Source organism: Faecalibacterium hattorii (assembly GCF_003287455.1).
GTDB lineage: Bacteria > Bacillota > Clostridia > Oscillospirales > Ruminococcaceae > Faecalibacterium > Faecalibacterium hattorii.
Genome location: NZ_PRLC01000011.1, coordinates 63651 through 84597, shown reverse-complemented (window position 1 = coordinate 84597; position 20947 = coordinate 63651). Strand labels below are relative to the sequence as shown.

Genomic DNA, 20947 nt, shown 5'->3' with positions numbered 1-20947 from the left:
TTCCAAAGTGGACGGCTTTGTCGTCTGAGAATTATGCTTCCGGCTGTGCGTGGGACTGGGCGATATACTCGGCGGCATCGTCGGGGATATCGTCGAGGTCATCGCTGCCAACGTCGATGTTCAGCGGCGGCTTCTTGAACAGCAGATCATACAGCAGCGGCACGACATACAGCGTCATGATGGTCGCATAGGTCAGGCCGCAGATGATGACGATGGCCATGCCGCTCATGAGCTGGCTGGCCATATCGTTGCTGAAGACGAGCTGCAGCATGGCCAGAACGGTGGTCAGGGTGGTCATCAGGATGGGGCGCATACGGGTCTTGCCGGTGGCGATGAGGGCCGCGCGGCGCTCCATGCCGCCCATTCGGAGCTGGTTGGTGTAGTCCACGAAGACGATGCCGTTGTTGACGACGGTGCCCATCAGGACGATGAAGCCCATCAGGGAGATCATGGTCAGCTGCTGGCCAGTGAGGAGCAGACCCAGCAGACCGCCGGTGAAGGCCAGCGGCACGGTGAACAGGACGATGAAGGGGGAGAGCAGACTCTGGAACTGGGCCACCATGACGAGGTAGACGAAGGGCAGAGCCAGCCCCATCCACTGCACCATCTCCTTGACCATGTAGTTGACGCTGTCGGACTCGCCGCCCATGGAGAAGGAGCAGCCCTCCGGCATCTCGTCGGAGAGGGCGAAGGCATCCAGCTTCTTTTCCAGCTCACGGGCCTGAACCGTGGTGTTGTAGCCGTCCAGCGTGTTGGCTGTAACGGTGACGTACTGGGTCTGGTTCTGGCTGGTGATGGAGTTGGGTGCACTGCCGGTGACCCACGTTGCGATGTCGCTCAGCTTACAGGTGCCGGTGGTGGTGGTGCCGTCGGCGGACATGACAGAGGTCTCAAAGGTGATATCCATCATGTTTTCCTTGGTCACGGGATCGAGGTTGTCGCTGATCTCCACGCTCATGGTTCTGCCGTCCACGGAGACCGGGGTCTGCGCCGTGGTGGTGGTGGCCAGCTTGGCGGCGATCTGCTGGTAAACCTGCGCAACGGTCAGGCCGTAGGAGCGGACCTTGTCGCGGTCGATCTGCAGATTGATGGTGGCATCGCCGCTGCCCAGACCGTTGGTGGCGTTGGCAAAGCCCTCGGTGTCGTTGACGATCTCCACGACCTTCTCGGAGAGCTTGGTCAAGGTATCGGAATCCGCACCATAGATCTTGACGCTCAGGCCGCTGGCCAGCTGGCTGGTCAGCTCCTGCATCCCGCTGATCTCGACGGTGGCGGTGCAGTCCTCAATGCCGGAGAGGGCATCTTCCAGCGCCTGACGGGCCGTTTCGATCTGGGTGGAGGAGAGGGACTCGTTCAGCATGACGTTGACCTGATAGGTGCCGTAGCTGTTGGCGGCGTTCAGCAGGTCGGTGATGGCGCTGGGCAGACCCAACTGGCCCACATCCATGCCGGCCACACGGGTGTCGGTGGTAATGCCCACTTCCTCCACGTTGTCCACGTTCAGCATGGCGTCGATGGCCTTTTCGGCAATGGCGTAGGAGTCCTCCTTGCTGAGGTCCTTGGTGGTGGTCAGGGTGACGATGGCCTCATTGCTGGTGATGGTGGGCAGCAGCTCCACACCCATGGAGACAACCCGCCAGCCGCAGAAGACCAGCAAAGCCACTGCTGCCACCAGCGGCAGAGCGCGGTGCTGAAAACACCACTCCAAGCTCTTGGCGTACTTGTTCTGGATCTTGTCGAACCACTTGAGCTGCTTCGGCTCCGCCTTTTTCAGAACGGTGGAGGCAGCCGCCGGGACAACGGTGACGGCCACGAGGAGAGAGGCCATCAGGCAGTAGCCGATGCACAGGGACATGGGCTGCATCAGGCTCTTGACGAGGCTGGACGAGAAGACGACCGGCAGGAAGACGCAGACCGAAGTGAGGGTGGATGCCACGATGGACATGCCCACCTGCTTTGTGCCCTGCACGGCCGCGCGGGCGGCGGGCACGCCGCGGCTGCGCAGACGGTAGATGTTTTCAATGACGACGATGGAGTTATCCACCAGCATACCGATGCCCAGCGACAGGCCGGCCAGCGTCATGACGTTCAGGTCCATGCCGGTGAAGTACATCAGCACCACAGCGAACAGGACCGACAGCGGGATGCTGAAGCCGACCACGAGGGTGGGCTTGATGTCCCGCAGGAAGAGAGCCAGCACGATGATGGCCAATGCTGCGCCGATGAGCATGCTGCTGAGGATGCTCTTGACGATGATGGTGATATAGTTGCCTTGGTTGGACAGAACGACTACATGGAGGCCGTCGTACTGAGCTTCCAGCTCCTTGAACGCGGACAGGCAGTTGTCCGAGACGGTGCTGGCGCTGGAGCTGGAGCCTTTGTAGATTTTCAGCACGGCCGCGCGCTCGCCGTTCAGGCGGGTGAAGCTGGCCTCGGCGTTATCGATGACCTCCACATCGGCCACGTCCGACAGGCGGACATCGCCGAAGCCGTCCACATGGAGCAGCAGGGCACCGGAGATATCGTCGATGCTGTCGTACTCCTCGCCAACCTTCAGCAGCCACGATTTGCCGCTGGAATCCTTGACGTAACCGGCGGGCATCGAGAAGTTCTGGGCGTAGATGAGCTGCGCCAGCGTGTCGATATCCAGCATCTTGGAGACGTCGGAGCTGGCCATGGCCTTCTCCTTGGCGTCCTCATAGGTCTGCTTTGCGGTTTCGAGCTGCTTTTCGTACTCGTTCAGCGTCTCGCGGGCCTCGGTGAACTTCATATAGGCTTCCAGCTGCTGCTGGGAATAGGTGCCCAAGGCGTCCGAGAAGGTGCTCATCAGGCCGGGGACATCGTCCATAGCCTTAATGACATCGTTCAGGGTGTTGTAAACGGTGCTCAGGCTCTGCTGCACCTGCAGATCATCGACCAGATCGGTGGCGGTGCTGCCCTCGGTGCCGGTCTCCGTGTTCAGGCGCTCCTGCAATTGCTGCAAGGCGGTGGTCAGCTTATCGGTGATCTCGCGCAGCTCGGCCACGATCTCGATCAGGGAGTCGATGTCCTTCATGCCCGTCTCGTTGAACTTGTCCATGACGCGCTGCAAGCCGTCCCGGACGTCGATCAGGGCCTGTTGGATCTCCGGCTCCTGCACCACGGCGATGAGCTGGTTGACGCTGTCCAGCAGGGCCTGTGCCTGTTTGCGGACGGTCTCCACCGCATTGCCGACCTCGCCGCTGTACTGCTGCATCACGGTGTTGGAAACAGTCTTATTGAAGTTCTTGAACTGGCGGTTGTACTCCGCACGGCCGGCTTCGATCTGGGCCTCAGCGGCGTCGAGCTGAGCCCGCGCATCGGCCAGTCGGGCGTCGATGACTTCCAGCAGCCGTTCGTTGATGGCGTCCACCTTCTCCTGACTGAGCTGGACCTGCACCATCTTCTCGATCAGGCCGTTGGCGGACACGCTGGACACGCCGCCCTTGCGCTCCACATAGGGCACGAGGGTATCGCTGACGAAATCCGACAGGTCGTACACATCGCTGCCCTCGCGGCTGACGGCCACGGTCATAAAGGCGTTCATGTTCAGGCTGTATTCAATGATCGAAGGCGACAGACAGCTGCTGGGCAGACTGGAGGTGGTCTGGTCCACCTTGTTCGACACCTTGACCAAGGCGCTGTTCATATCCGTACCCTCGGCGAAGTGCATCAGCAGAAGGCTGTAATTCTCCGCAGAGGTGGCCGTGATGGATTCCACACCTGCCACGGTGCCCAGCGCGTTTTCCATGACGTCAGAGACTTCGCTCTCCACGCGCTCCGGGCTCGCACCGGGATACACCGTGACCACCATCAGGTACGGCGTGTTCACGTCCGGTAAGAGGTTGGTCTGCATGTTGCTGATGGACACGAAGCCCAGCATCAGCACCATGATGACAGCTACCAGAACCGTGAACGGTTTTTTGACACTGAATTTTCCCATTATATCCTACCATTTCCTTACTTTTTGCCGTGCGCTCCACGGCAAGCGCCCTCAAAAGGGCGAGTTTTCCATGATTCCTATTATACACGAGGTCAGAGGGGTTGCAAGAGTGCCGGGTGAATCTTTTGCAAAATTTAGTCAGTTTTCACCGGAGATACGGTTCAGGGCCGAAGATTGTTGCAATTCCGTGGAAATATTTTCGGGATTATGTTATACTATTTGATAGAATGGATTTATAGGCTCAAATTTTTGAGTGTTTATCGGAATAGTACGAGGAAAACTATGAAAAAAGTGATCTCTGTCCGTTTCAAGGAAAACGGAAAAAGCTATTACTTCGACCCCGCCGGGGCCGAGATCAAAACCGGCGATCACGTCATCGTCGAGACTGCCCGCGGCATCGAGTGCGGCGAGGTGGTGCAGGGCGTCAAGGAAGTGACGGATGCCGCCGTACCCAAGGCCCTCAAGCCCATCACTCGGATAGCCGACAGCGTGGATGTGCGCCGGATGCGCCAGAACCGCGAGGATGAAAAGCGGGCTTACCACACCTGTCAGGAGTGCATCGCCCGGCACGGGCTGGAAATGAAGCTGGTGGAGGCCGAATATACCCTCGACCGCTCCAAGATCATGTTCTACTTCACCGCCGACGGCCGCGTGGACTTCCGCGAGCTGGTCAAGGATCTGGCCGGCATCTTCCACACCCGCATCGAGCTGCGCCAGATCGGCGTGCGCGACGAGAGCAAGATGATCGGCGGCCTCGGCATCTGCGGCCAGCCCTTCTGCTGCTCCCGCTTTTTGAAGGACTTCCAGCCCGTTTCCATCAAGATGGCCAAAGAGCAGGGCCTCTCCCTGAACCCCACCAAGATCAGCGGCGCGTGCGGCCGCCTGATGTGCTGCCTTGCCTATGAGGAGAGCGCCTACGAGTACCTCAACAGCATCATGCCCATGGTGGGCAGCACCGTCCGCACCCCGGACGGTCTCGGCACCGTGCTGGAAGTGAACCCCGTTTCCGGCTACCTGCGGGTGCGCTGCGGCTCCGAAGCCCTGACCCCCCGGTACTACAAGGTCGGCGTGTGCGAGTATGTCAGCGGCGGCAAGCGCGCCCCCCGCCGCCCCGACCCGGACGACGACTATTCCGGCGTGCGCAACCCCGCCCCTGTGGTGGCTGCAGCGGACGCCGACGGCAACCCCGCCGGCTGTGGAAACTGCCCCAAAAAGGCGAAATAATTCCCAGAAAAATGGTGGGAAATCACAGTGGTTAGTATTATAAAACTAACCGTGCTTCGTGATTTTCGCTAAAAATCTCCCTCAATTTTCCCGTAAAGTTAGCCGTTGCTTTTGTGCAACCCAACAAAAAATAAAAAAAGCCCTTTACGGCGGTACGGTTAGTCTTGCCTTTTCATTTTTGGTTTGTTAGAATGCAGACAAGGATGAATTCCGGAGCAGCTTGCTGGCACCGTGCGAGGGCAGGCTTCTCCTAAACATTGGCACGGGAAATAAAGGAGAGTTTTATTATGGCACACAAGGTTTCTGACGCATGTGTTGGCTGCGGCGCTTGCGAGGGCGCTTGCCCCGTTGGTGCTGTCACCGTTGAGAACGGTGTTGCAGTTGTGAACGCAGACGCTTGCATCGATTGCGGCGCTTGCGAGGGCGCTTGCCCCACCGGTGCTATCACCGCTGAATAATTTCACGGCGATATCCGTAAAAACGCATCAAAAGCAGCAGACCTGTTCAAAGCGGGTCTGCTGCTTTTTGTTTGCGGGCGGTTTTCCGCCCTGCACAATTTTCCCGGAGATTCCGGCCCGATATTTTGGTAAAGGATTCACGGCACAGATATGGAACATTCCACCGAGATTTTGTATAATAAAACAGAAGTCTTTTGTTCGGCGGCCCACCGCTTCGGGTCGGACGCGCTGCTGCTGGCCCGGTTCACGGAGCCAAAGCGCAGCCAGAAAGCCGTGGACCTGTGTTCCGGCTGCGGCATCGTCAGCTTGGAATGGCACGACCGGGGCCACCGGGGCGAATGTGCCGCCGTAGAGCTCCAGCCGGAGGCAAGCAGCCTCCTGCGCGAGGCACTGGCCGCACAAAGCATCGACCACATCACCCCCGTCTGCGCCGACCTGCGCACCTACCGGGCGGGGGAGGGCAGCTTCGATGTCTGCGCCTGCAACCCGCCCTACTTTACTGACGGGTTCCAGAGCAGTGACCCTGCCCGCGCCACAGCGCGGCACGAGACCGACTGCACGCTGGAGGATGTCTGCCGCTGCGGCTTCCGGCTGCTCAAGGACGGCGGGCGGCTGGCGCTCTGCCACCGGCCCGAACGGCTGGCCGAGGTGCTGGCTGTGCTGCGGGCCAACCGCTTGGAGCCCAAGCGCCTCGCCTTTGTGAAGAACAAGCCCGACGCGGCCCCGTGGCTCTTTTTGGTGGAGGCGCAGAAAAACCGCAAGACCGGGCTGCGCATCGAACCGGATGTGCTCATCTCGGCGGGGGCGGCCCTGTACGGGAACAACTAGAATTGGGAGGTCTGTATGGCTGGTACGTTATATATCGTCGCAACACCCATCGGCAACTTGGACGACATGCCGCCGCGGGTAGCGGCGACCTTTGGTGCGGCGGACTTCATCGCCGCCGAGGACACCCGCGTGACCATGAAGCTGCTGAACTTCCTCGGCCTGAAAAAGCCGATGGTCAGCTACTACGAGCACGCTTTGCAAAAAGGCGAAGGCATCCTGCGCCGCATCGAGGCGGGGGAGAACTGCGCCCTTTGCTCAGACGCCGGAATGCCCTGCGTCTCCGACCCCGGCGAGGTCATCGTCCGGGATGCGCTGGCCCGCGGCATCAAGGTCGTGCCGGTGCCCGCCGCCTCGGCCTGTGTCACGGCGCTGGCGGTTTCGGGGCAGGACACCTCCCGCTGGGTGTTCGAGGGCTTCCTGCCCGTGAACAAAAAGCAGAAGCGGGAGCGCTTGGCCGAATTGCAGGGCGAGAAGCGGACGGTCATTTTCTACGAAGCGCCGCACAAACTGCGCACCACGCTGGACGATCTGGTGACGGCTTTCGGCACTGAGCGGAGCATCACCCTCTGCCGCGAGCTGACCAAGCTCCACGAGGAGATCTGGAAGACCACCCTCGGCGAGGCACAGACCCACTACGCCGAAAATGAGCCCCGCGGCGAGTATGTGCTGGTCATGGCCGGGGCACCCGCCGCCGAGACCGAAGAGAGCCTGACGCTGGAACAGGCCGCCCAGCGCGCCTTAGACCTGACAAGCGAGGGTTACGGCCCCACCGCCGCCGCCAAAGCCGCTGCACAGGGGACCCCGTATTCCAAGAGCGAGGTCTACAAGCAGATGCTGGCCATGCAGAATAACTAAATTTTAGGAGGACGTTGTCCCGTGACGAAACTTTTGATTCTGAGTGACAGCCACAACAGCACCGGAGCTGTCGAGCGCATTCTTCATGCGGAAAGCGACGCGACCGCCGTGATCTTTCTCGGCGACGGTCTGCGTGATCTGGAAGAGGCCCTGACGCTCTACCCGAAAATGAAGGTCTATGCGGTGGCCGGAAACTGCGATTTTGGCGCGCTGGAGCCGCTGGACGGTCTGGCCGCCTTCGATCAGGTCGTCGTCTTCTATACTCACGGCCATATGTATGGTGTAAAATACGATCTGGATACGCTCACCGATGCCGCCGCCGCCCGCGGGGCCGAGGTGGCCCTGTTCGGCCACACCCATATCCCGGTGGCCGAGCAGCGCGGCAAAGTGTTTTTGTTCAACCCCGGCTCCTGCGGCCGGTGCTATACCGGCCCCAACACCTACGGTGTGCTGACGCTGGACCAAGGGAAGATCATCTCCCACGAACACAAAGAGGTACCACATCTATGAGCATCAATGAGGTGCGTTATCTGCCCGAATGCGGCAGCACCAACGCCTATGTGAAAGAGCATTTCGAGGAGTTCGGCCCGGTGGGCGCGGTCTACACCACCAACCAGACCGCCGGCCGGGGGCGGCTGGGCCGCAGCTGGGTCAACGCGGAGGGCAAGGCGCTGTACTACACCGTCGCCATCCGGGAGCCGCTGGCGCAGCCCGCCACCCTGCCGCTGCTGGCAAGCCTTGCCGTGCGCAGCCAGCTCAAGCTGCGCTACGGCGTGGACTGCCAGATCAAGTGGCCCAACGACCTTTTGCTGAATGGTAAGAAGATCGTCGGCATCCTGTGCGAATCCGTCTCCTACGGCTACGAGCAGCAGGGCCGGGGCATTCTGTGCGGCATCGGCATCAATCTGGCCCAGCCCCAGAGCTATTTTGACGCGGCGGACCTGCCCCACGGCACCTCGCTGGCGCTGCAGGGAGCAGTCGTTGATCTCGCCGCCGACCCGCAGTGGCTGGCCGAGGGCCTGACCGATTTCGGCTTCGACCGCCCGATGTACGTCTTCGCGCGGGAGGGGTTTGCCCCCTTCCGGGAGGAATACAAGGCCGCCTGTGTCAACATCGGCCGCCGCGTGACCTTTGACCTGCCGGGCGGCGGGCAGGGCGCGGGCGAAGCCATCGACGTGGACGAAGAGGGCCGCCTCGTCGTCCGCACGGACAGCGGCGAAGAGCACGTCTTCACCGGCGAAGTCTCCGTCCACGGCATTTACGGGGCGGTGTAAGCGGCATCACCCTCTCCGTCATCGCTGCGCGATGCCACCTCTCCCGAAGGGCGAGGTTTATTCGGAATCCTTTATCAAGAAAAACAAGAACCCCCTCCGGCGCTTGCGGTACACCGGAGGGGGTTCCTGCTTTTTGGGGTATTGCTTTGGTGTGAGGAGGAATCATGTGCAAGGGAGACGGTTGCGGCCCCGCTCCCTTGTGCTCTATAGTATACCCGATTTCGGAACAAAAGTCATTACATTCTTGTAAATTCTTGTGAAACTTTTATGACAGCATCGTGATTTTTCGCGTCCGTGACATAGTGCTGCGCATTTTCGACGTTGTGTGCAGCCTGTTCGGCGGAGATGGTCTTGATGACCCGCGCCGGGACGCCGACGGCCACGGAACCATCCGGGATGACCATTCCTTCCGGCACCAGCGCCCCGGCCCCGATGATGCAGTTTTTCCCGATGACGCAGTGGTTCAGCAGGGTGGCGTGCATCCCGATGAGGCTGCCGTCCCCCACGGTGCAGCCGTGGACAAGGGCGCTGTGGCCCACCGTGACATTTTTGCCCAGCAACACGGCCCCGCCGGGGTCGCAGTGGAGCACCGCGTTATCCTGCACGTTGGTATTCTCGCCAAGGGTCAGGGTGCCGTCGTCTCCGCGCAGCACCGCCCCGTACCAGACGCTCGAACCGGCTTCCAGAATCACATCGCCCAGCACCGTGGCATTGGGGGCCACAAAGGCCGCACCGCGGTCTTGGGGCGTTTTTCCACCAAAGGAAACGATCATTGTTGAAAAACCACCTTTCTCTTTTGCTTCTTTTATGGTATTCTTTTAATAGTTCTTTTTCAACCCCCATCGTGGAAGCCGGGAACTTCCGAAGGAGCTTTTGACCATGTACATCCATTCCTTTGCGCGCCGGGTGCTGGCGCTGGTGCTGACCGCCGCGATCGCGGCGGCGGCTGCGCTGCCCGGCTTTGCCGTTTACGCCATGCCCATCCAGACCGCTTACCCGCAGGAGTCGATCTATCTCTTCGACGCCGACACCGGGGAAGTCCTTGTGGAGCAGAACCCCGACCTGCCCCGCTGCGTTGCCAGCCTGACCAAGATGATGACAGCCCTGCTGGTGATCGAGCGCGGAAACGACCTGAACGCGGAGATCACCATCCCGGACAGCCTGACGCCGGAGTTTGCAGCCATCAAGGCAGACCGGGGCCACACCATCGGCCTACAGGCGGGGGAGACCGTCCGCCGCATCGATATGCTCTACGCGATGCTGCTGCCCAGCGCCAACGATGCGGCCAGCGTCCTCGCCAGCGACGATGCCGGGGGCGACCTTGCGGCCTTTGCAGCCCGAATGAATGCCCGCGCGGCTCAGCTGGGCTGCACCTCCACCCAGTTCACCTGCGCCCACGGCCTCTACGACACCGGCAACTACTCCACGGCCCGCGATATGGCCAAGATCGCGCTGGCATGCTACGCGAACCCTGCTTATCGGCGGATCGCCGACGCCACGGCTTACGAGCTGCCCGCCACCAATGTGCATCCCGCCCGGACCGTGACCACCACCAACAAGCTCCTGCAGCCCGCCAGCGCCTATTACCGCAGCTACGCCCACGGGATGAAGACCGGTTTCACCACCCAAGCGGGGCGGTGCTTCGTCACCTTTGCCCAGCAGGACGGCCACACCTACGGCCTTGTGATCTTGGGTTCCAACAGCCAGAACATCTTCCGCGAGGCCGCCGAGCTGTTCGACTGGGCCTTCACCAGCCCGGAGCTCCATCCGGCACCGGTGGAAACTGCCCCGGCACTCGAAAAGTACACGTTGTTCTCGTTCTGGCAGAAACTGCTGGGATGATCTGAATCTTTTGGGAGGATATGCTCATGCAAAAAAACACCTTCTTCCGCCGGGCCGCTGCCCTGCTGCTGACGGCTGTGCTGGCCGTCTCGGCTGCACTGCCGGGTCTGGCCGTGTACGAAATGCCCATCCAGACCGCCAATGAGGGCGAATCGGTCTACCTGTTCAACGCGGACATCGACAAGCCCATCTTGGAACAAAACATCGACCAGCAGCGCTACATCGCCAGCCTGACCAAGATGATGACGGCCCTGCTCTTCCTCGAAAGCGGCAAGGATCTGAACGCGGAGATCACCATCCCCACCAGCCTGACGCAGGAGTTCAAGGACATCCAGAACGCCAATGGCAGCACCATGAATCTCCGCATCGGCGAGACGGTGCGCCGCATCGACCTGCTGTACGGGCTTCTGGTCGCCAGCGCCAACGACGCTGCCAGCGTCATCGCCAGCGACGTGGCGGACGGCAGTCTGCCCAACTTTGTGGCCATGATGAACCAGAAGGCGCAGGAGCTGGGCTGCACCTCCACCAGCTTTACCTGCGTGCACGGCCTGTATGACTACGGCAACGTCTCCTCGGCCCATGACCTTGCCCTCATCGCGTCGGCCTGTGCCGCCAACGAGACCTACATGAAGGCCGCCAATACCCTGAGCTACACCCTCCCGGCTACCAACCTGCACCAGAACGAGCGGACCATCACCTCCACCAACCTGATGCTGAACCCGGAGTACCCCTACTACCGCGACTACATCCGCGGCATGAAGACCGGCTTCACCACGCTGGCGGGCCGCTGCTACGTCACCTTTGCCCAGAAAGGCGGCCACACCTACGGGCTGGTCATCCTCGGCTCCGACCTCGACAACATCTACAAGGAAGCTTCCGAGCTGCTGGACTGGGCTTTCGCCAGCTTTGCAGACCGTCAGCTTGTGGACACTGAAACGCCGCTGACCACGGTTCCGCTGACCAAGTGCCGCAGCGAGGAAGCCGTGGAGCTCTATGCCGCCGAACCCCTCAGCGGCTACGGCCACGCCGACGACAAGGTGACCTGCAGCTTCGAGCTGCCGGAGAGCGTCTCCGCCACCATCAAGAACGGCGCCGTCCTCGGCGAGGCCACCGTCTATCTGGACGGCTACGAGGTGGGCAAGGTCAGCCTCGTGACCCATCAGGAATACGTCTCCGACTTTCGCACCGACCTCAAAAGCACCCTGCTCCTCATGGCGGCTCTGGTGCTCATTCTTGCAGTCCTCAGCTTCGTCACCATGGTCGCCAGCGGCGGTTCGCTGAACCTGAACCGTAAGCACCGCACCCGGAGAAGATAAGATATTTTCAGCATGATAACGAGAAAAGCAGCCGCAAACGCGGCTGCTTTTCTTGTTCAGAAGCTTCTGAATTTTGCGGCCAGCACAGACAGAACGATCTTCGGGTTGACCTGTGCGCTGATGCGCTGCATGGCGGCATCGGCGGCTCCCAGCGCCTTGCGGGCGGCATCGCCCTGCACCGGGGAGCGGGGGCTGCCGCGCAGCCCGGCAGCGGCGACGGCCCGGAAATCGGCCAGCAGGGCGGCCGCACCGTCTTTCTCCTTTTCGTAACCGGCCAGCAGGACGGCGGCGGCGTAGCTGTCCTTCGCGGCGGCGGCCTTGGCCAGCGTCAGAGCCTGTTCCACCTGCTCGCGGCGGGCGTCGTCCCGCGCGGCGGCCAGCACTGTGCCGATGTGGCCGTCGAAAAGCTCACTGTACAGGGCCGCCGCCTTGGCGTCCACCCCCTGCTTCGTGCAGTAGCGGGCGCAGTCGGCAGGGGAGACGGGAGCCATGGCAAAGCTGATGCAGCGGCTCCGGATGGTGGGCAGCACGCCCGCCAGCGAATCCGCCGTCAGCAGAAAGAGCACGCCCTCCGGCGGCTCCTCCATGACCTTCAGCAGGGCGTTGGCCGATTCCTCGTTCATCCGCTCCACATGGTAGAGCAGGACGGCGCGGCCCTCCGCCGAAAGGCTGGTGTTGAAGATCTCCGACCGCATGGCCGTGACCTGACCGACAAGATATTTTCCGCCGGAGCCCATGCCGGTGACCGAGATGGCCTCCCGCACGACACCCGTTTCGATCTGGCCGCTGTCGCGCTTGCCGGCCTTTGCCACAGCACGGCAGCATTCGCCCCGTACAAGCGCCTCAGCGGGCGCTCCGCCTTGGGGGTAAAGATAATCGGCCGCAACGCAGCGGGCCGCGAAACCGGCTCCCAGCCCCTCCTCGCCCACCAAAAGGACGCTGTGGGTCAAGCGGCGGCTGTCCAGCATGAGGCGAACGCTGGATTTCAGCTCCGCGTTGCCTTCCAATCGATCCAGCATCATCGGCGGTTCTTCCTCTTCCACTGTTCACGGCGGACCCACGCGCGGACACTGCGCCACGCCTGCGGGCCAAAGAAGACGAGGAAGTTCACCATGCAGAGCAGATAGTTCAGCTTGCCCGCTGCCCCGGCACCGAGGAAGCTGAGCAGCCACAGCGCCCCCGCGAACAGGCCGAAGTACTTCACCCGGATGGGGATGACGAAGAAGAGCAGCACCTGAACCTCCGGGTAAAGCATGGCAAAGGCCAGCAGCAGCGACAGGGACAGGCAGTAGGTATCGGCGTAGCCCGTCAGCAGACAGGCCGCCACCGCGCCCACCATGCCCAGCAGGATATAAAGGTTAAAGCGAAAATCGCCCCACTCGTTTTCCAGCGCGCTGCCGATGAACCACGTGAAGTAGATGCCCAGCACCACGCTCAGCGGTCCGCCGCCCGAAAACGGAACGAACACAAAGGTGATGACCCGCCAGAGCTGACCCACCAGCAGGGCGGTGCGGTTCAGGCTCAGGTAGAGTGAGATATACTGATTGACGAACAGCTCCACGGCGTAGACCAAGATCTGCGCGCCGACCAAGATCGAGATGAGGTTCGGGATGCAGATGCGGCCATACTTCCGCTCCAGTTTGGTAAGCCAGTTCATAGGCAGACGCCTCCATGATCGTAGAATTTGCCCCGGTCAGACGGGGCTGTGTGTATTTTTTATTGTACCATGTTTGGCCGGGCCATTCAAGGAACTCCCTGTGAACAAAGGGCTTGGCTGTCGCTGTGGGGGAGTGCCAAAACGGCCGGTTGTATCCATTTTTGGTGCTGCCGGATGGACTTATCCACTTTTTCCACGGTGTTTTCCACTGAATTTGTGAAAAAGAGGGGCAGTTTCCCACGGTGTTTTCCACTTTTTCCACCGAGTTTTCCACAGGTGCAGAGACTGATTTTTATACGTGATGTATTTCCCTGCATTTTCCATGGAGGGTTTTGGGGAGAAATGCAGGAGAATTTTCTTTTTTCCAAAAGAAAGTCGAGGCCTTTTCTTTTCTTTTTTCACCGGCTTTCCTCTAAGCCATTCCGCATTCTCCCCGTTGGAATCTGAGCCCCCTGAGTTTTCCACATCCCGCAATGTATAAAACCGCGGTGTTGAAAACTGTAAAAAAGAGAACGGGTGTAACCGCGGCAAAACCGCAGAGACATCCGTTCTCCGAACGTTTTACATCATATTCCGGAACACGAGCTGCGCGATCTGGAAGTAGAGGATCAAGCTGCACGCATCGACGATGGTGGTGATGAAGGGCGTCGCCATAATGGCCGGGTCAGCTCCCAGCTTCTTGGCGGCCAGCGGCAGCATACCGCCCACCAGCTTTGCCAGAATGACGCTGAAGAACAGCGACACGCTGACCACGACAGCATAGCCCAGCACGTTCTCGTACTGGCCTGCAAAGATGAAGGTGTACATCAGGTAGATGCGCAGACCGTTCACAAGGCCCAGCACTGCGCCCACGATGGCGGAAACGCGGAGCTCCTTACCGAGGACTTTCAGGAAATCGGAAGGCTCCACCTCGCCCAGCGCAAGGCCGCGAACCATCAGGGTGCTGATCTGGTTGCCGCAGTTGCCGGCGGTATCCATCAACATGGGCATGAAGGAGACCAGCAGGGGAAGGCTGACGAACGCTTCCTCGTAGTGGGTGGTGACCATGCCGGTGAAGGTCGCCGACAGCATCAAGATCAGCAGCCAAGGGATGCGCTGCTTGGCGTGGGTCCAGACGCTCGTACCAAAATAGGTCGTTGCATCGTCATCCGGCAGAATAGCAGCCATCTTCTGCATATCCTCGGTGGACTCGTCGGTCAGGACATCGATTGCATCGTCGATGGTGATGATACCGACGAACATGCCCTCGTTGTCCAGAACAGGCATGGCGGTGAAGTCGTAGCGCTGCATCTCACGGGCCACATATTCCTGATCGTCCGTGACCTTCACGGTGACCACATTATCGTCCATGATGTCCTCAATGGGAGTCTGTGGGTCGGCCAGCAGCAGACTGCGGGCCGACACAACGCCCAGCAGACGGTTCCGCTCCACCACGTAGTTGGTGTAGACCGTCTCGGCATTCTCGCCCTGTCGGCGGATGGCGGCCAGCGCCTCGCTGACGTTCATATCCTTCCGCAGACGGACGTATTCGGGGGTCATCAGGCTGCCGGCCGAGCTTTCGGGGTAGTTCAGCAGTTTGTTCAGGCTCTCACGGGTCTGTTTGGAGGATTTCTCCAGCACCCGCTTGACCACACCGGCGGGCATATCTTCCAAAAGGTCGGCTGCGTCGTCCAAGCTCATCTCTTCGATGGCGCTGACCAGCTCGATATCCGAAAACGCATTGACCAGATCGTCGCGGGCCTCATCGGACATGTAGGCAAAAGCTTCCGTTGCCACGTCCTTTTTCAGCAGACGGAAAACCACAAGGCGGTTATTCTCGTCCAGCTCTTCCAACAGCTCCGCTAAGTCCGCGGGCTGCTCTTCCTCGGTGACCTCACGCAGCTTCACGTACTGCTTTTTCACCAGCATCTTGAGCAGACGGCTCTTGGTCAGCATTTCGGGGTTGGCCTTGACCTCTTCGTCCTTGGCCTCTTCCTCTTCAGCGTCGCGCACGTCCTGCTTGAGGTCCTCGGTAGCTTCTTCGTTCAGGTCTTCGGCCAGCTTCTGCCGCACCTCTGCGGGGATATCCGTGGGCAGTTCGGGCACGGGGAGCGAGGCTTCCGGTGCCCCAGTCTTCTTTTCTTCCAGTTCCATTTTGTGTTCCTCCTTACCGTTTCCGGCGGATCGGACAGCTCACAAAACAAAAAGCGCCGCCCAGCGCAGGATGGGGCCCTTCCGCCCTTACCGCGCACAAAGCCGCGCCCTTTCTCCCCGCTGAGAAGTACCAAACGGCACCTCTTACCGGGCAAAAAAGGCGAACGCAGCTGCTTTTTGCTGTTGTTGTTTCGCAGTTGATCCGTGTCTTCGACTATGATCCGGGTCCATTGTCCTGCGTTCACCTCCTAAAATTCTTTTCCACTTTTTATTATAGCGTTCACGAAAAGGCCGGTCAACCCTAAATCCGCCAAAAGACGAGGGAAATTTCCGTCAAAAACGCAGAAAGCCCCTTCCAGCACTTGCGGAACGCTGGAATGGGCTTTCTGTTCGGATATTGCCTTGGTGTGAGGAGGAATCATGTACAAGGAATCGGTTGCGGCCCCGGTTCCTTATGCCTGTAGTATAGCACAGAATGGGTTGCTTTTCATGAAAAACCTATGAAGAAAGTGTAAAATAGACTTTCTGCCGTCATTACTCCTGACCATAAAAGCCATTTTCACTCATTTCAGACCATTTTAGGTACATTTCCTTGTAATTGTCTTTGATAAATGCCTGAATTTTACGCATTTCGCGGTCTGTCAGCATTCCCTGATTCTCTACAATGGTATCTCCATTACTTTTGACAAAAAATTTGGCCGATCCCGCTTCCGTCAATTTCCGGTCACTGGCATGAACGTGCATACATTCAATAATACAGTGAGCCGTAAAATAAAGATAGTAGCCGCAGATCTTAAAGTCATAATACTTTGGCATTTACGATTCCTCCAGATATTTTTTATTTTTCTGGTAGTAATCTGAAACAATGGAAAGTTCCACGTCATCCATTGTCGTTTCTGCCATTTCTCCATTTTTCGTCAGAACACAGGCTCGTTCCGGATGATTCAAATTCAGCACACGGATCATTCCATTTTCTTTCGTAAACGCATACCCATTCACGATCATATCTGCCGTGTCTGCTACCTTTATAATATCAGGCATATTGTAACCTCACTTTCTGGATAGGCTTCAAAAAGGCATCCGCGTCGATATAGAGATTATGAAGAATTGGAACCAGATCAATATACTCTTCCTCTTCCGCATGTCCCTTGTATTTTGCCTTTACCACAAGATACCCTTCATCCCATTCTACGACATCTGTATAGCGCTCCAACGCCGACGATGTCCGAAAACGAATCGTTTTTCCGTCAAAGCAAAAAGAGGTTACATTTCCTTCATTGCTCAAAAAAGCACAGTTGTTCATGATTTTCCTCCCCTCCACTGATTTCAATTCTATTCTAGCATGAGTATTTGCCCTCGTCAATGAAATGTTTTGGGCACAAAAATACGCCCCGGTCACCGTTGTCGGTGAGCGGGGCGCTAAAAACGGGATTCGTTTTTGACTGCGGCAAGATCCCTGCGAAGCAGGTCTTATGCCGTAGGCGGAGCAAGGTATCTGCAAGCAGACCTTATGCTCCTGACACACGCGGGGTGTGCTTTCAAGGACCCTCGCGGGCGCTTTGGTATTTCAAACACCCGGCTCCCTGCGGATCAATGCCGCAGGAGAGCGTGGGAATGAAATCAGAGTTTCGCTTGCAAAAGCGGAAGCGTTGTACGTTCTTCTGCTTGGAATTTCAGCTCTCACCTGCCACAGTTTCGCACTGCTGCGTTGCGCAGTAACCGCCAGTGCGGAGCAGCCGCCTTTCGGGCTAGGGTGCCGCTGCGGCCCGTTCAAACCAGAAGTTCCAAAGAAAGATTACTTGTACAGCTCGACCAGACGGGTCAGATGCTCGTAACGGTCGTTTGCAACCTGCTCGTTGCGTGCGAACAGCTGCTTTGCACGATCCGGGAAGGCACGAGTCAGGCGGCTGTAACGGGTCTCGTTTGCCAGCAGTGCCTGATACTTCTCGGCGTCGACAGCCTTGGAGGTCAGAGTGAACGGGTTCTTGCCCTGAGCCTTGTTGGCCGGGTTGAAGGTGAACAGGTTCCAGTAACCAGCCTCGACAGCCTTCTTCATCTCGTTCTGGCAGTTGGTCATGCCGCCCTTGACACCGTGCAGCTCGCAGGGAGCATAGCCGATGATCAGAGACGGGCCGGGATAAGCCTCAGCCTCAGCAATTGCCTTGACAGCCTGATTCATGTTAGCACCCAGAGCGATCTGAGCAACATAGATGTAGCCGTAAGTCATTGCGATCTCAGACAGGCTCTTCTTGCTGATTTCCTTACCAGCAGCAGCGAACTGGCAGACTTCACCAATGTTGGAAGCCTTGGATGCCTGTCCACCGGTGTTGGAGTACATCTCAGTATCGAAGACCATGACGTTGACATCCTCGCCGGAGGCCAGAACGTGATCCAGACCGCCGAAGCCGATGTCGTATGCCCAACCGTCGCCACCGAAGATCCAGACGGACTTCTTCGCGATGAACTCCTTGCTCTTCAGGATCTCAGCGGACTCGGTGCAGCCAGCGGCAGCAGCCTTCTCCAGCTCAGCGATCAGAGCCTTAGCGGGTTCGTCGTTGGCCTTGGTGTTGTTCTTGGTCTCCATGAACTTGTCGAACGCAGCCTTCAGCTCAGCGGAAGCCTTGTCAGAACCAGCGACCTCAGCGATGCGCTTGATCAGGTTCTCACGGACGGTCTTCTGGCCGAGGTACAGGCCCAGACCATGCTCAGCGTTATCCTCGAACAGGGAGTTGCACCATGCAGGACCATGGCCGCTGTCCTTGTTGACGGTGTACGGAGAGATGGAAGCGGTACCGCCCCAGATAGAGGAGCAGCCGGTAGCGTTGGAGATGTACATCTTCTCGCCGAACAGCTGAGTGATCAGGCGAGCATAAGAAGTCTCGGCACAGCCTGCGCAGGAGCCAGAGAACTCCAGCAGCGGCTGGTTGAACTGAGAACCGATGACGGTATCATCAGCAAACTTGGAAGGCTTCTTGGAGATGTTGGCGACGCAGTAGTCGAAGACTGCCTGCTGATCTGCCTGAGACTCCTGCGGGACCATGGTGATTGCCTTGGTGGGGCAGACGGTGACGCACTCGCCACAGCCCATGCAGTCCAGAGGAGACACAGCCATGACAAACTTGTACTCGTTTGCCGGGCGGTTGTCGCGGCTCTTGGTCTGTGCGGGAGCAGCAGCCAGCTCGTCAGCAGTCAGCTGGAAGGGACGGATGGTTGCATGAGAGCACACGAATGCGCACTGGTTGCAGCCAACGCACTTGGAAGCATCCCACTCAGGGACATTGACGGCAGTGCCGCGCTTCTCATATGCAGAAGCACCCTGCTCCCACTCGCCGTTTGCATTTGCAACGAAAGCGGAGACGGGGAGGCTGTCGCCGTCCATACGAGCGATGGGCTCCATGACGTCGCGGATCTGCTTGACCAGTTCCGGACGGCCAGAGAGAGCCTTCGGGGCGGGATCGGCTGCGGGGTTGGACCAAGAAGCGGGGACATCGACCTTGTGGATCGCGTCAACACCGGCATCGATGGCCTTCCAGTTCATCTCAACGACGTCCTGACCCTTCTTGCCGTAGCTCTTCTGAGCTGCCTGCTTCATGAAGTTGACGGCGTCCTCGATGGGCATAACGTCAGCCAGCTTGAAGAAAGCGGACTGCAGGATGGTATTGGTACGCTTGCCCATACCGATCTCGATTGCCTTATCGATTGCGTTGATGGTGTACAGCTGGATGTTGTTGTCAGCGATGTACTTCTTTGCCTCAGCGTTCAGGTGCTGATCCAGCTCCTCATCGGACCACTGGCAGTTGATCATGAACACGCCGCCGGGCTTGACATCCTGAACCATCTTCATGCCCATGTGGATGTAAGCGGGGTTGTGGCATGCCACGAAGTCAGCCTGATTGATGTAGTAGGGGCTGCGGATGGGCTTGTCGCCGAAACGCAGATGGCTGATGGTCACGCCGCCGGTCTTCTTGGAGTCATACTGGAAGTATGCCTGAACATACTTATCCGTATGGTCGCCGATGATCTTGACGGAGTTCTTGTTAGCGCCGACGGTGCCGTCGCCGCCCAGACCCCAGAACTTGCACTCCTTGGTGCCAGCAGCTGCGGTGATGGGAGCGGGCTTGACTTCAGGCAGGGACAGACCGGTGACATCATCGGTGATGCCCAGAGTGAAGCGCTCCTTCGGCTGATCCTTCTCCAGCTCCTTGAACAGAGCGAAGATAGAGGACGGGGGAGTATCCTTGCTGCCCAGACCGTAACGGCCGCCGGTCAGGATGACATCGTTCATGCCAGCCTCACGCAGGGTAGCTGCAACGTCCAGATACAGGGGCTCGCCCAGAGAGCCGGGCTCCTTGGTACGGTCCAGAACTGCGACCTTCTTGGCAGTCTTGGGCAGGACCTTCAGCAGAGCGGAGGACACCCAAGGACGATACAGGCGGACCTTGACGATACCGACCTTCTCACCCTTAGCGTTCAGGTAATCGATGACCTCGTCTGCAACGTCACAGACAGAGCCCATAGCGATCATGACGCGGTCTGCGTCGGGAGCGCCGTAGTAGTTGAACAGGTCGTAGTTGGTGCCCAGCTTCTCGTTGATCTTGGCCATGTACTTCTCGACGACTGCGGGCAGTGCGTCGTAGACAGAGTTGCAGGCCTCACGATGCTGGAAGAACACGTCGCCGTTCTCGTGGGAGCCGCGCATCTTGGGGTGCTCAGGGTTCAGCGCCTTCTTGCGGAACTCCTCAACAGCCTCCATGTTGCACATTTCCTTCAGATCAGCGTAGTCCCACTTCTCGATCTTCTGGTACTCGTGAGAAGTACGGAAGCCATCGAAGAAGTTCAGGAAGGGGACCTTGCCCTCGATGGCTGCCAGATGAGCCACGGGAGACAGATCCATAACTTCCTGCACGCTGCTCTCGACCAGCATTGCGAAGCCGGTCTGGCGGCATGCCATAACGTCGCTGTGATCACCGAAGATGTTCAGGGACTGGGTAGCAACGGTACGTGCCGAAACATCGAACACGCAGGGCAGCTGCTCCGCAGCGATCTTGTACATGTTGGGGATCATCAGCAGCAGGCCCTGAGAAGCGGTGAAGGTGGTGGTAACAGCACCTGCACCCAGAGAGCCGTGCACTGCGCCGGCTGCGCCGGCCTCAGACTCCATCTCGACGACCTTGACCTGATTGCCGAAGATGTTCTTCTGACCTGCTGCAGACCACTGGTCCACAGAGTCAGCCATCGGAGAAGACGGGGTAATGGGGTAGATGGCAGCCACGTCCGTGTAGGCATATGCTACATGAGCGGCAGCGGTATTGCCATCCATGGTTTGCTTTGCTCTAGGCATTTTTCTTCCTCCATTGTTCAGAATTTGGTACCTTTTGCGCGGGGCAATATGCGCCCCG

18 protein-coding genes are annotated in these 20947 nt (G+C 58.9%); 8 read left to right on the top strand and 10 right to left on the bottom strand.

Annotated elements, in window-relative coordinates; all coding sequences use genetic code 11:
• Positions 1 to 31: 31 nt before the first annotated feature.
• Positions 32 to 3961, bottom strand: coding sequence for an efflux RND transporter permease subunit (locus C4N23_RS08875; protein WP_112145517.1), 3930 nt, complete (start codon positions 3959 to 3961; stop codon positions 32 to 34).
• 282 nt (positions 3962 to 4243) lie between these two features.
• Between C4N23_RS08875 and C4N23_RS08870 the strand changes: the two genes are divergently transcribed.
• The 6 genes from C4N23_RS08870 to C4N23_RS08845 all read left to right on the top strand — a co-directional run bounded on the left by C4N23_RS08870 (position 4244) and on the right by C4N23_RS08845 (position 8600).
• Entirely contained in the window at positions 4244 to 5185 is a 942-nt protein-coding gene (locus tag C4N23_RS08870; RefSeq protein WP_055189033.1) for a PSP1 domain-containing protein, read from the top strand.
• Positions 5186 to 5472: 287 nt separating this feature from the next.
• Complete coding sequence (locus tag C4N23_RS08865) at positions 5473 to 5643, top strand: DUF362 domain-containing protein (protein ID WP_055189035.1); 171 nt, start codon at positions 5473 to 5475, stop codon at positions 5641 to 5643.
• A 150-nt stretch (positions 5644 to 5793) separates the two neighbouring features.
• Positions 5794 to 6471, top strand: coding sequence for a tRNA1(Val) (adenine(37)-N6)-methyltransferase (locus C4N23_RS08860; protein ID WP_112145515.1), 678 nt, complete (start codon positions 5794 to 5796; stop codon positions 6469 to 6471).
• A gap of 15 nt (positions 6472 to 6486) precedes the next feature.
• Positions 6487 to 7326 (top strand): 16S rRNA (cytidine(1402)-2'-O)-methyltransferase, encoded by an 840-nt coding sequence (gene rsmI, locus C4N23_RS08855; RefSeq protein ID WP_055189039.1) that lies wholly within the window; start codon positions 6487 to 6489, stop codon positions 7324 to 7326.
• 21 nt (positions 7327 to 7347) lie between these two features.
• Positions 7348 to 7836, top strand: a complete 489-nt coding sequence (locus C4N23_RS08850; RefSeq protein WP_112145513.1) for a YfcE family phosphodiesterase — start codon at positions 7348 to 7350, stop codon at positions 7834 to 7836.
• Entirely contained in the window at positions 7833 to 8600 is a 768-nt protein-coding gene (locus tag C4N23_RS08845) for a biotin--[acetyl-CoA-carboxylase] ligase (protein WP_112145511.1), read from the top strand. The genes C4N23_RS08850 and C4N23_RS08845 overlap by 4 nt, the downstream gene beginning before the upstream one ends.
• Positions 8601 to 8836: 236 nt before the next feature.
• Here C4N23_RS08845 and C4N23_RS08840 read toward each other — a convergent pair whose 3' ends face one another.
• Positions 8837 to 9373 (bottom strand): gamma carbonic anhydrase family protein, encoded by a 537-nt coding sequence (locus tag C4N23_RS08840; protein ID WP_112145509.1) that lies wholly within the window; start codon positions 9371 to 9373, stop codon positions 8837 to 8839.
• A 106-nt stretch (positions 9374 to 9479) separates the two neighbouring features.
• On the opposite strand from C4N23_RS08840, the gene C4N23_RS08835 reads away from it, so the two are divergent.
• Complete coding sequence (locus tag C4N23_RS08835; RefSeq protein ID WP_112145507.1) at positions 9480 to 10442, top strand: D-alanyl-D-alanine carboxypeptidase family protein; 963 nt, start codon at positions 9480 to 9482, stop codon at positions 10440 to 10442.
• Between the two features lie 26 nt (positions 10443 to 10468).
• Entirely contained in the window at positions 10469 to 11758 is a 1290-nt protein-coding gene (locus C4N23_RS08830) for a D-alanyl-D-alanine carboxypeptidase family protein (protein WP_112145505.1), read from the top strand.
• Between the two features lie 56 nt (positions 11759 to 11814).
• Here C4N23_RS08830 and C4N23_RS08825 read toward each other — a convergent pair whose 3' ends face one another.
• The 8 genes from C4N23_RS08825 to nifJ all read right to left on the bottom strand — a co-directional run bounded on the left by C4N23_RS08825 (position 11815) and on the right by nifJ (position 20889).
• Positions 11815 to 12780, bottom strand: coding sequence for a DNA polymerase III subunit delta' (locus C4N23_RS08825; protein WP_112145503.1), 966 nt, complete (start codon positions 12778 to 12780; stop codon positions 11815 to 11817).
• A complete protein-coding gene (locus C4N23_RS08820) occupies positions 12777 to 13415 on the bottom strand; it encodes a rhomboid family intramembrane serine protease (protein ID WP_055189052.1) in 639 nt (212 codons plus the stop codon). The genes C4N23_RS08825 and C4N23_RS08820 overlap by 4 nt, the downstream gene beginning before the upstream one ends.
• Before the next feature lie 86 nt (positions 13416 to 13501).
• Positions 13502 to 13783 (bottom strand): hypothetical protein, encoded by a 282-nt coding sequence (locus C4N23_RS14045; protein WP_181567103.1) that lies wholly within the window; start codon positions 13781 to 13783, stop codon positions 13502 to 13504.
• Positions 13784 to 13976: 193 nt separating this feature from the next.
• Positions 13977 to 15548 carry a magnesium transporter gene (mgtE, locus tag C4N23_RS08815; RefSeq protein WP_112145501.1) on the bottom strand — a complete coding sequence of 524 codons (1572 nt, stop codon included), beginning with the start codon at positions 15546 to 15548 and terminating at the stop codon, positions 13977 to 13979.
• Between the two features lie 534 nt (positions 15549 to 16082).
• The gene (locus tag C4N23_RS08805) at positions 16083 to 16364 is read right to left on the bottom strand and encodes a DUF4160 domain-containing protein (RefSeq protein ID WP_112145497.1); all 282 of its coding nucleotides are present in this window, start codon (positions 16362 to 16364) and stop codon (positions 16083 to 16085) included.
• Positions 16365 to 16589, bottom strand: coding sequence for a DUF7723 family protein (locus tag C4N23_RS08800; RefSeq protein ID WP_112145495.1), 225 nt, complete (start codon positions 16587 to 16589; stop codon positions 16365 to 16367).
• Complete coding sequence (locus C4N23_RS08795; RefSeq protein ID WP_112145493.1) at positions 16582 to 16851, bottom strand: DUF7724 family protein; 270 nt, start codon at positions 16849 to 16851, stop codon at positions 16582 to 16584. Before C4N23_RS08795 ends, C4N23_RS08800 begins: the two co-directional genes overlap by 8 nt.
• Before the next feature lie 492 nt (positions 16852 to 17343).
• Complete coding sequence (nifJ, locus tag C4N23_RS08790; RefSeq protein ID WP_112145491.1) at positions 17344 to 20889, bottom strand: pyruvate:ferredoxin (flavodoxin) oxidoreductase; 3546 nt, start codon at positions 20887 to 20889, stop codon at positions 17344 to 17346.
• Positions 20890 to 20947 lie beyond the last annotated feature (58 nt).

Bases quoted from the DNA above. Each gene is read 5' to 3' on its own strand.
- C4N23_RS08875 (WP_112145517.1), bottom strand. From the start codon at position 3,961: ATGGGAAAATTCAGTGTCAAAAAACCGTTCACGGTTCTGGTAGCTGTC.
- C4N23_RS08870 (WP_055189033.1), top strand. From the start codon at position 4,244: ATGAAAAAAGTGATCTCTGTCCGTTTCAAGGAAAACGGAAAAAGCTAT.
- C4N23_RS08865 (WP_055189035.1), top strand. From the start codon at position 5,473: ATGGCACACAAGGTTTCTGACGCATGTGTTGGCTGCGGCGCTTGCGAG.
- C4N23_RS08860 (WP_112145515.1), top strand. From the start codon at position 5,794: ATGGAACATTCCACCGAGATTTTGTATAATAAAACAGAAGTCTTTTGT.
- rsmI (WP_055189039.1), top strand. From the start codon at position 6,487: ATGGCTGGTACGTTATATATCGTCGCAACACCCATCGGCAACTTGGAC.
- C4N23_RS08845 (WP_112145511.1), top strand. From the start codon at position 7,833: ATGAGCATCAATGAGGTGCGTTATCTGCCCGAATGCGGCAGCACCAAC.
- C4N23_RS08840 (WP_112145509.1), bottom strand. From the start codon at position 9,373: ATGATCGTTTCCTTTGGTGGAAAAACGCCCCAAGACCGCGGTGCGGCC.
- C4N23_RS08835 (WP_112145507.1), top strand. From the start codon at position 9,480: ATGTACATCCATTCCTTTGCGCGCCGGGTGCTGGCGCTGGTGCTGACC.
- C4N23_RS08830 (WP_112145505.1), top strand. From the start codon at position 10,469: ATGCAAAAAAACACCTTCTTCCGCCGGGCCGCTGCCCTGCTGCTGACG.
- C4N23_RS08825 (WP_112145503.1), bottom strand. From the start codon at position 12,780: ATGATGCTGGATCGATTGGAAGGCAACGCGGAGCTGAAATCCAGCGTT.
- C4N23_RS08820 (WP_055189052.1), bottom strand. From the start codon at position 13,415: ATGAACTGGCTTACCAAACTGGAGCGGAAGTATGGCCGCATCTGCATC.
- mgtE (WP_112145501.1), bottom strand. From the start codon at position 15,548: ATGGAACTGGAAGAAAAGAAGACTGGGGCACCGGAAGCCTCGCTCCCC.
- C4N23_RS08805 (WP_112145497.1), bottom strand. From the start codon at position 16,364: ATGCCAAAGTATTATGACTTTAAGATCTGCGGCTACTATCTTTATTTT.
- C4N23_RS08800 (WP_112145495.1), bottom strand. From the start codon at position 16,589: ATGCCTGATATTATAAAGGTAGCAGACACGGCAGATATGATCGTGAAT.
- C4N23_RS08795 (WP_112145493.1), bottom strand. From the start codon at position 16,851: ATGAACAACTGTGCTTTTTTGAGCAATGAAGGAAATGTAACCTCTTTT.
- nifJ (WP_112145491.1), bottom strand. From the start codon at position 20,889: ATGCCTAGAGCAAAGCAAACCATGGATGGCAATACCGCTGCCGCTCAT.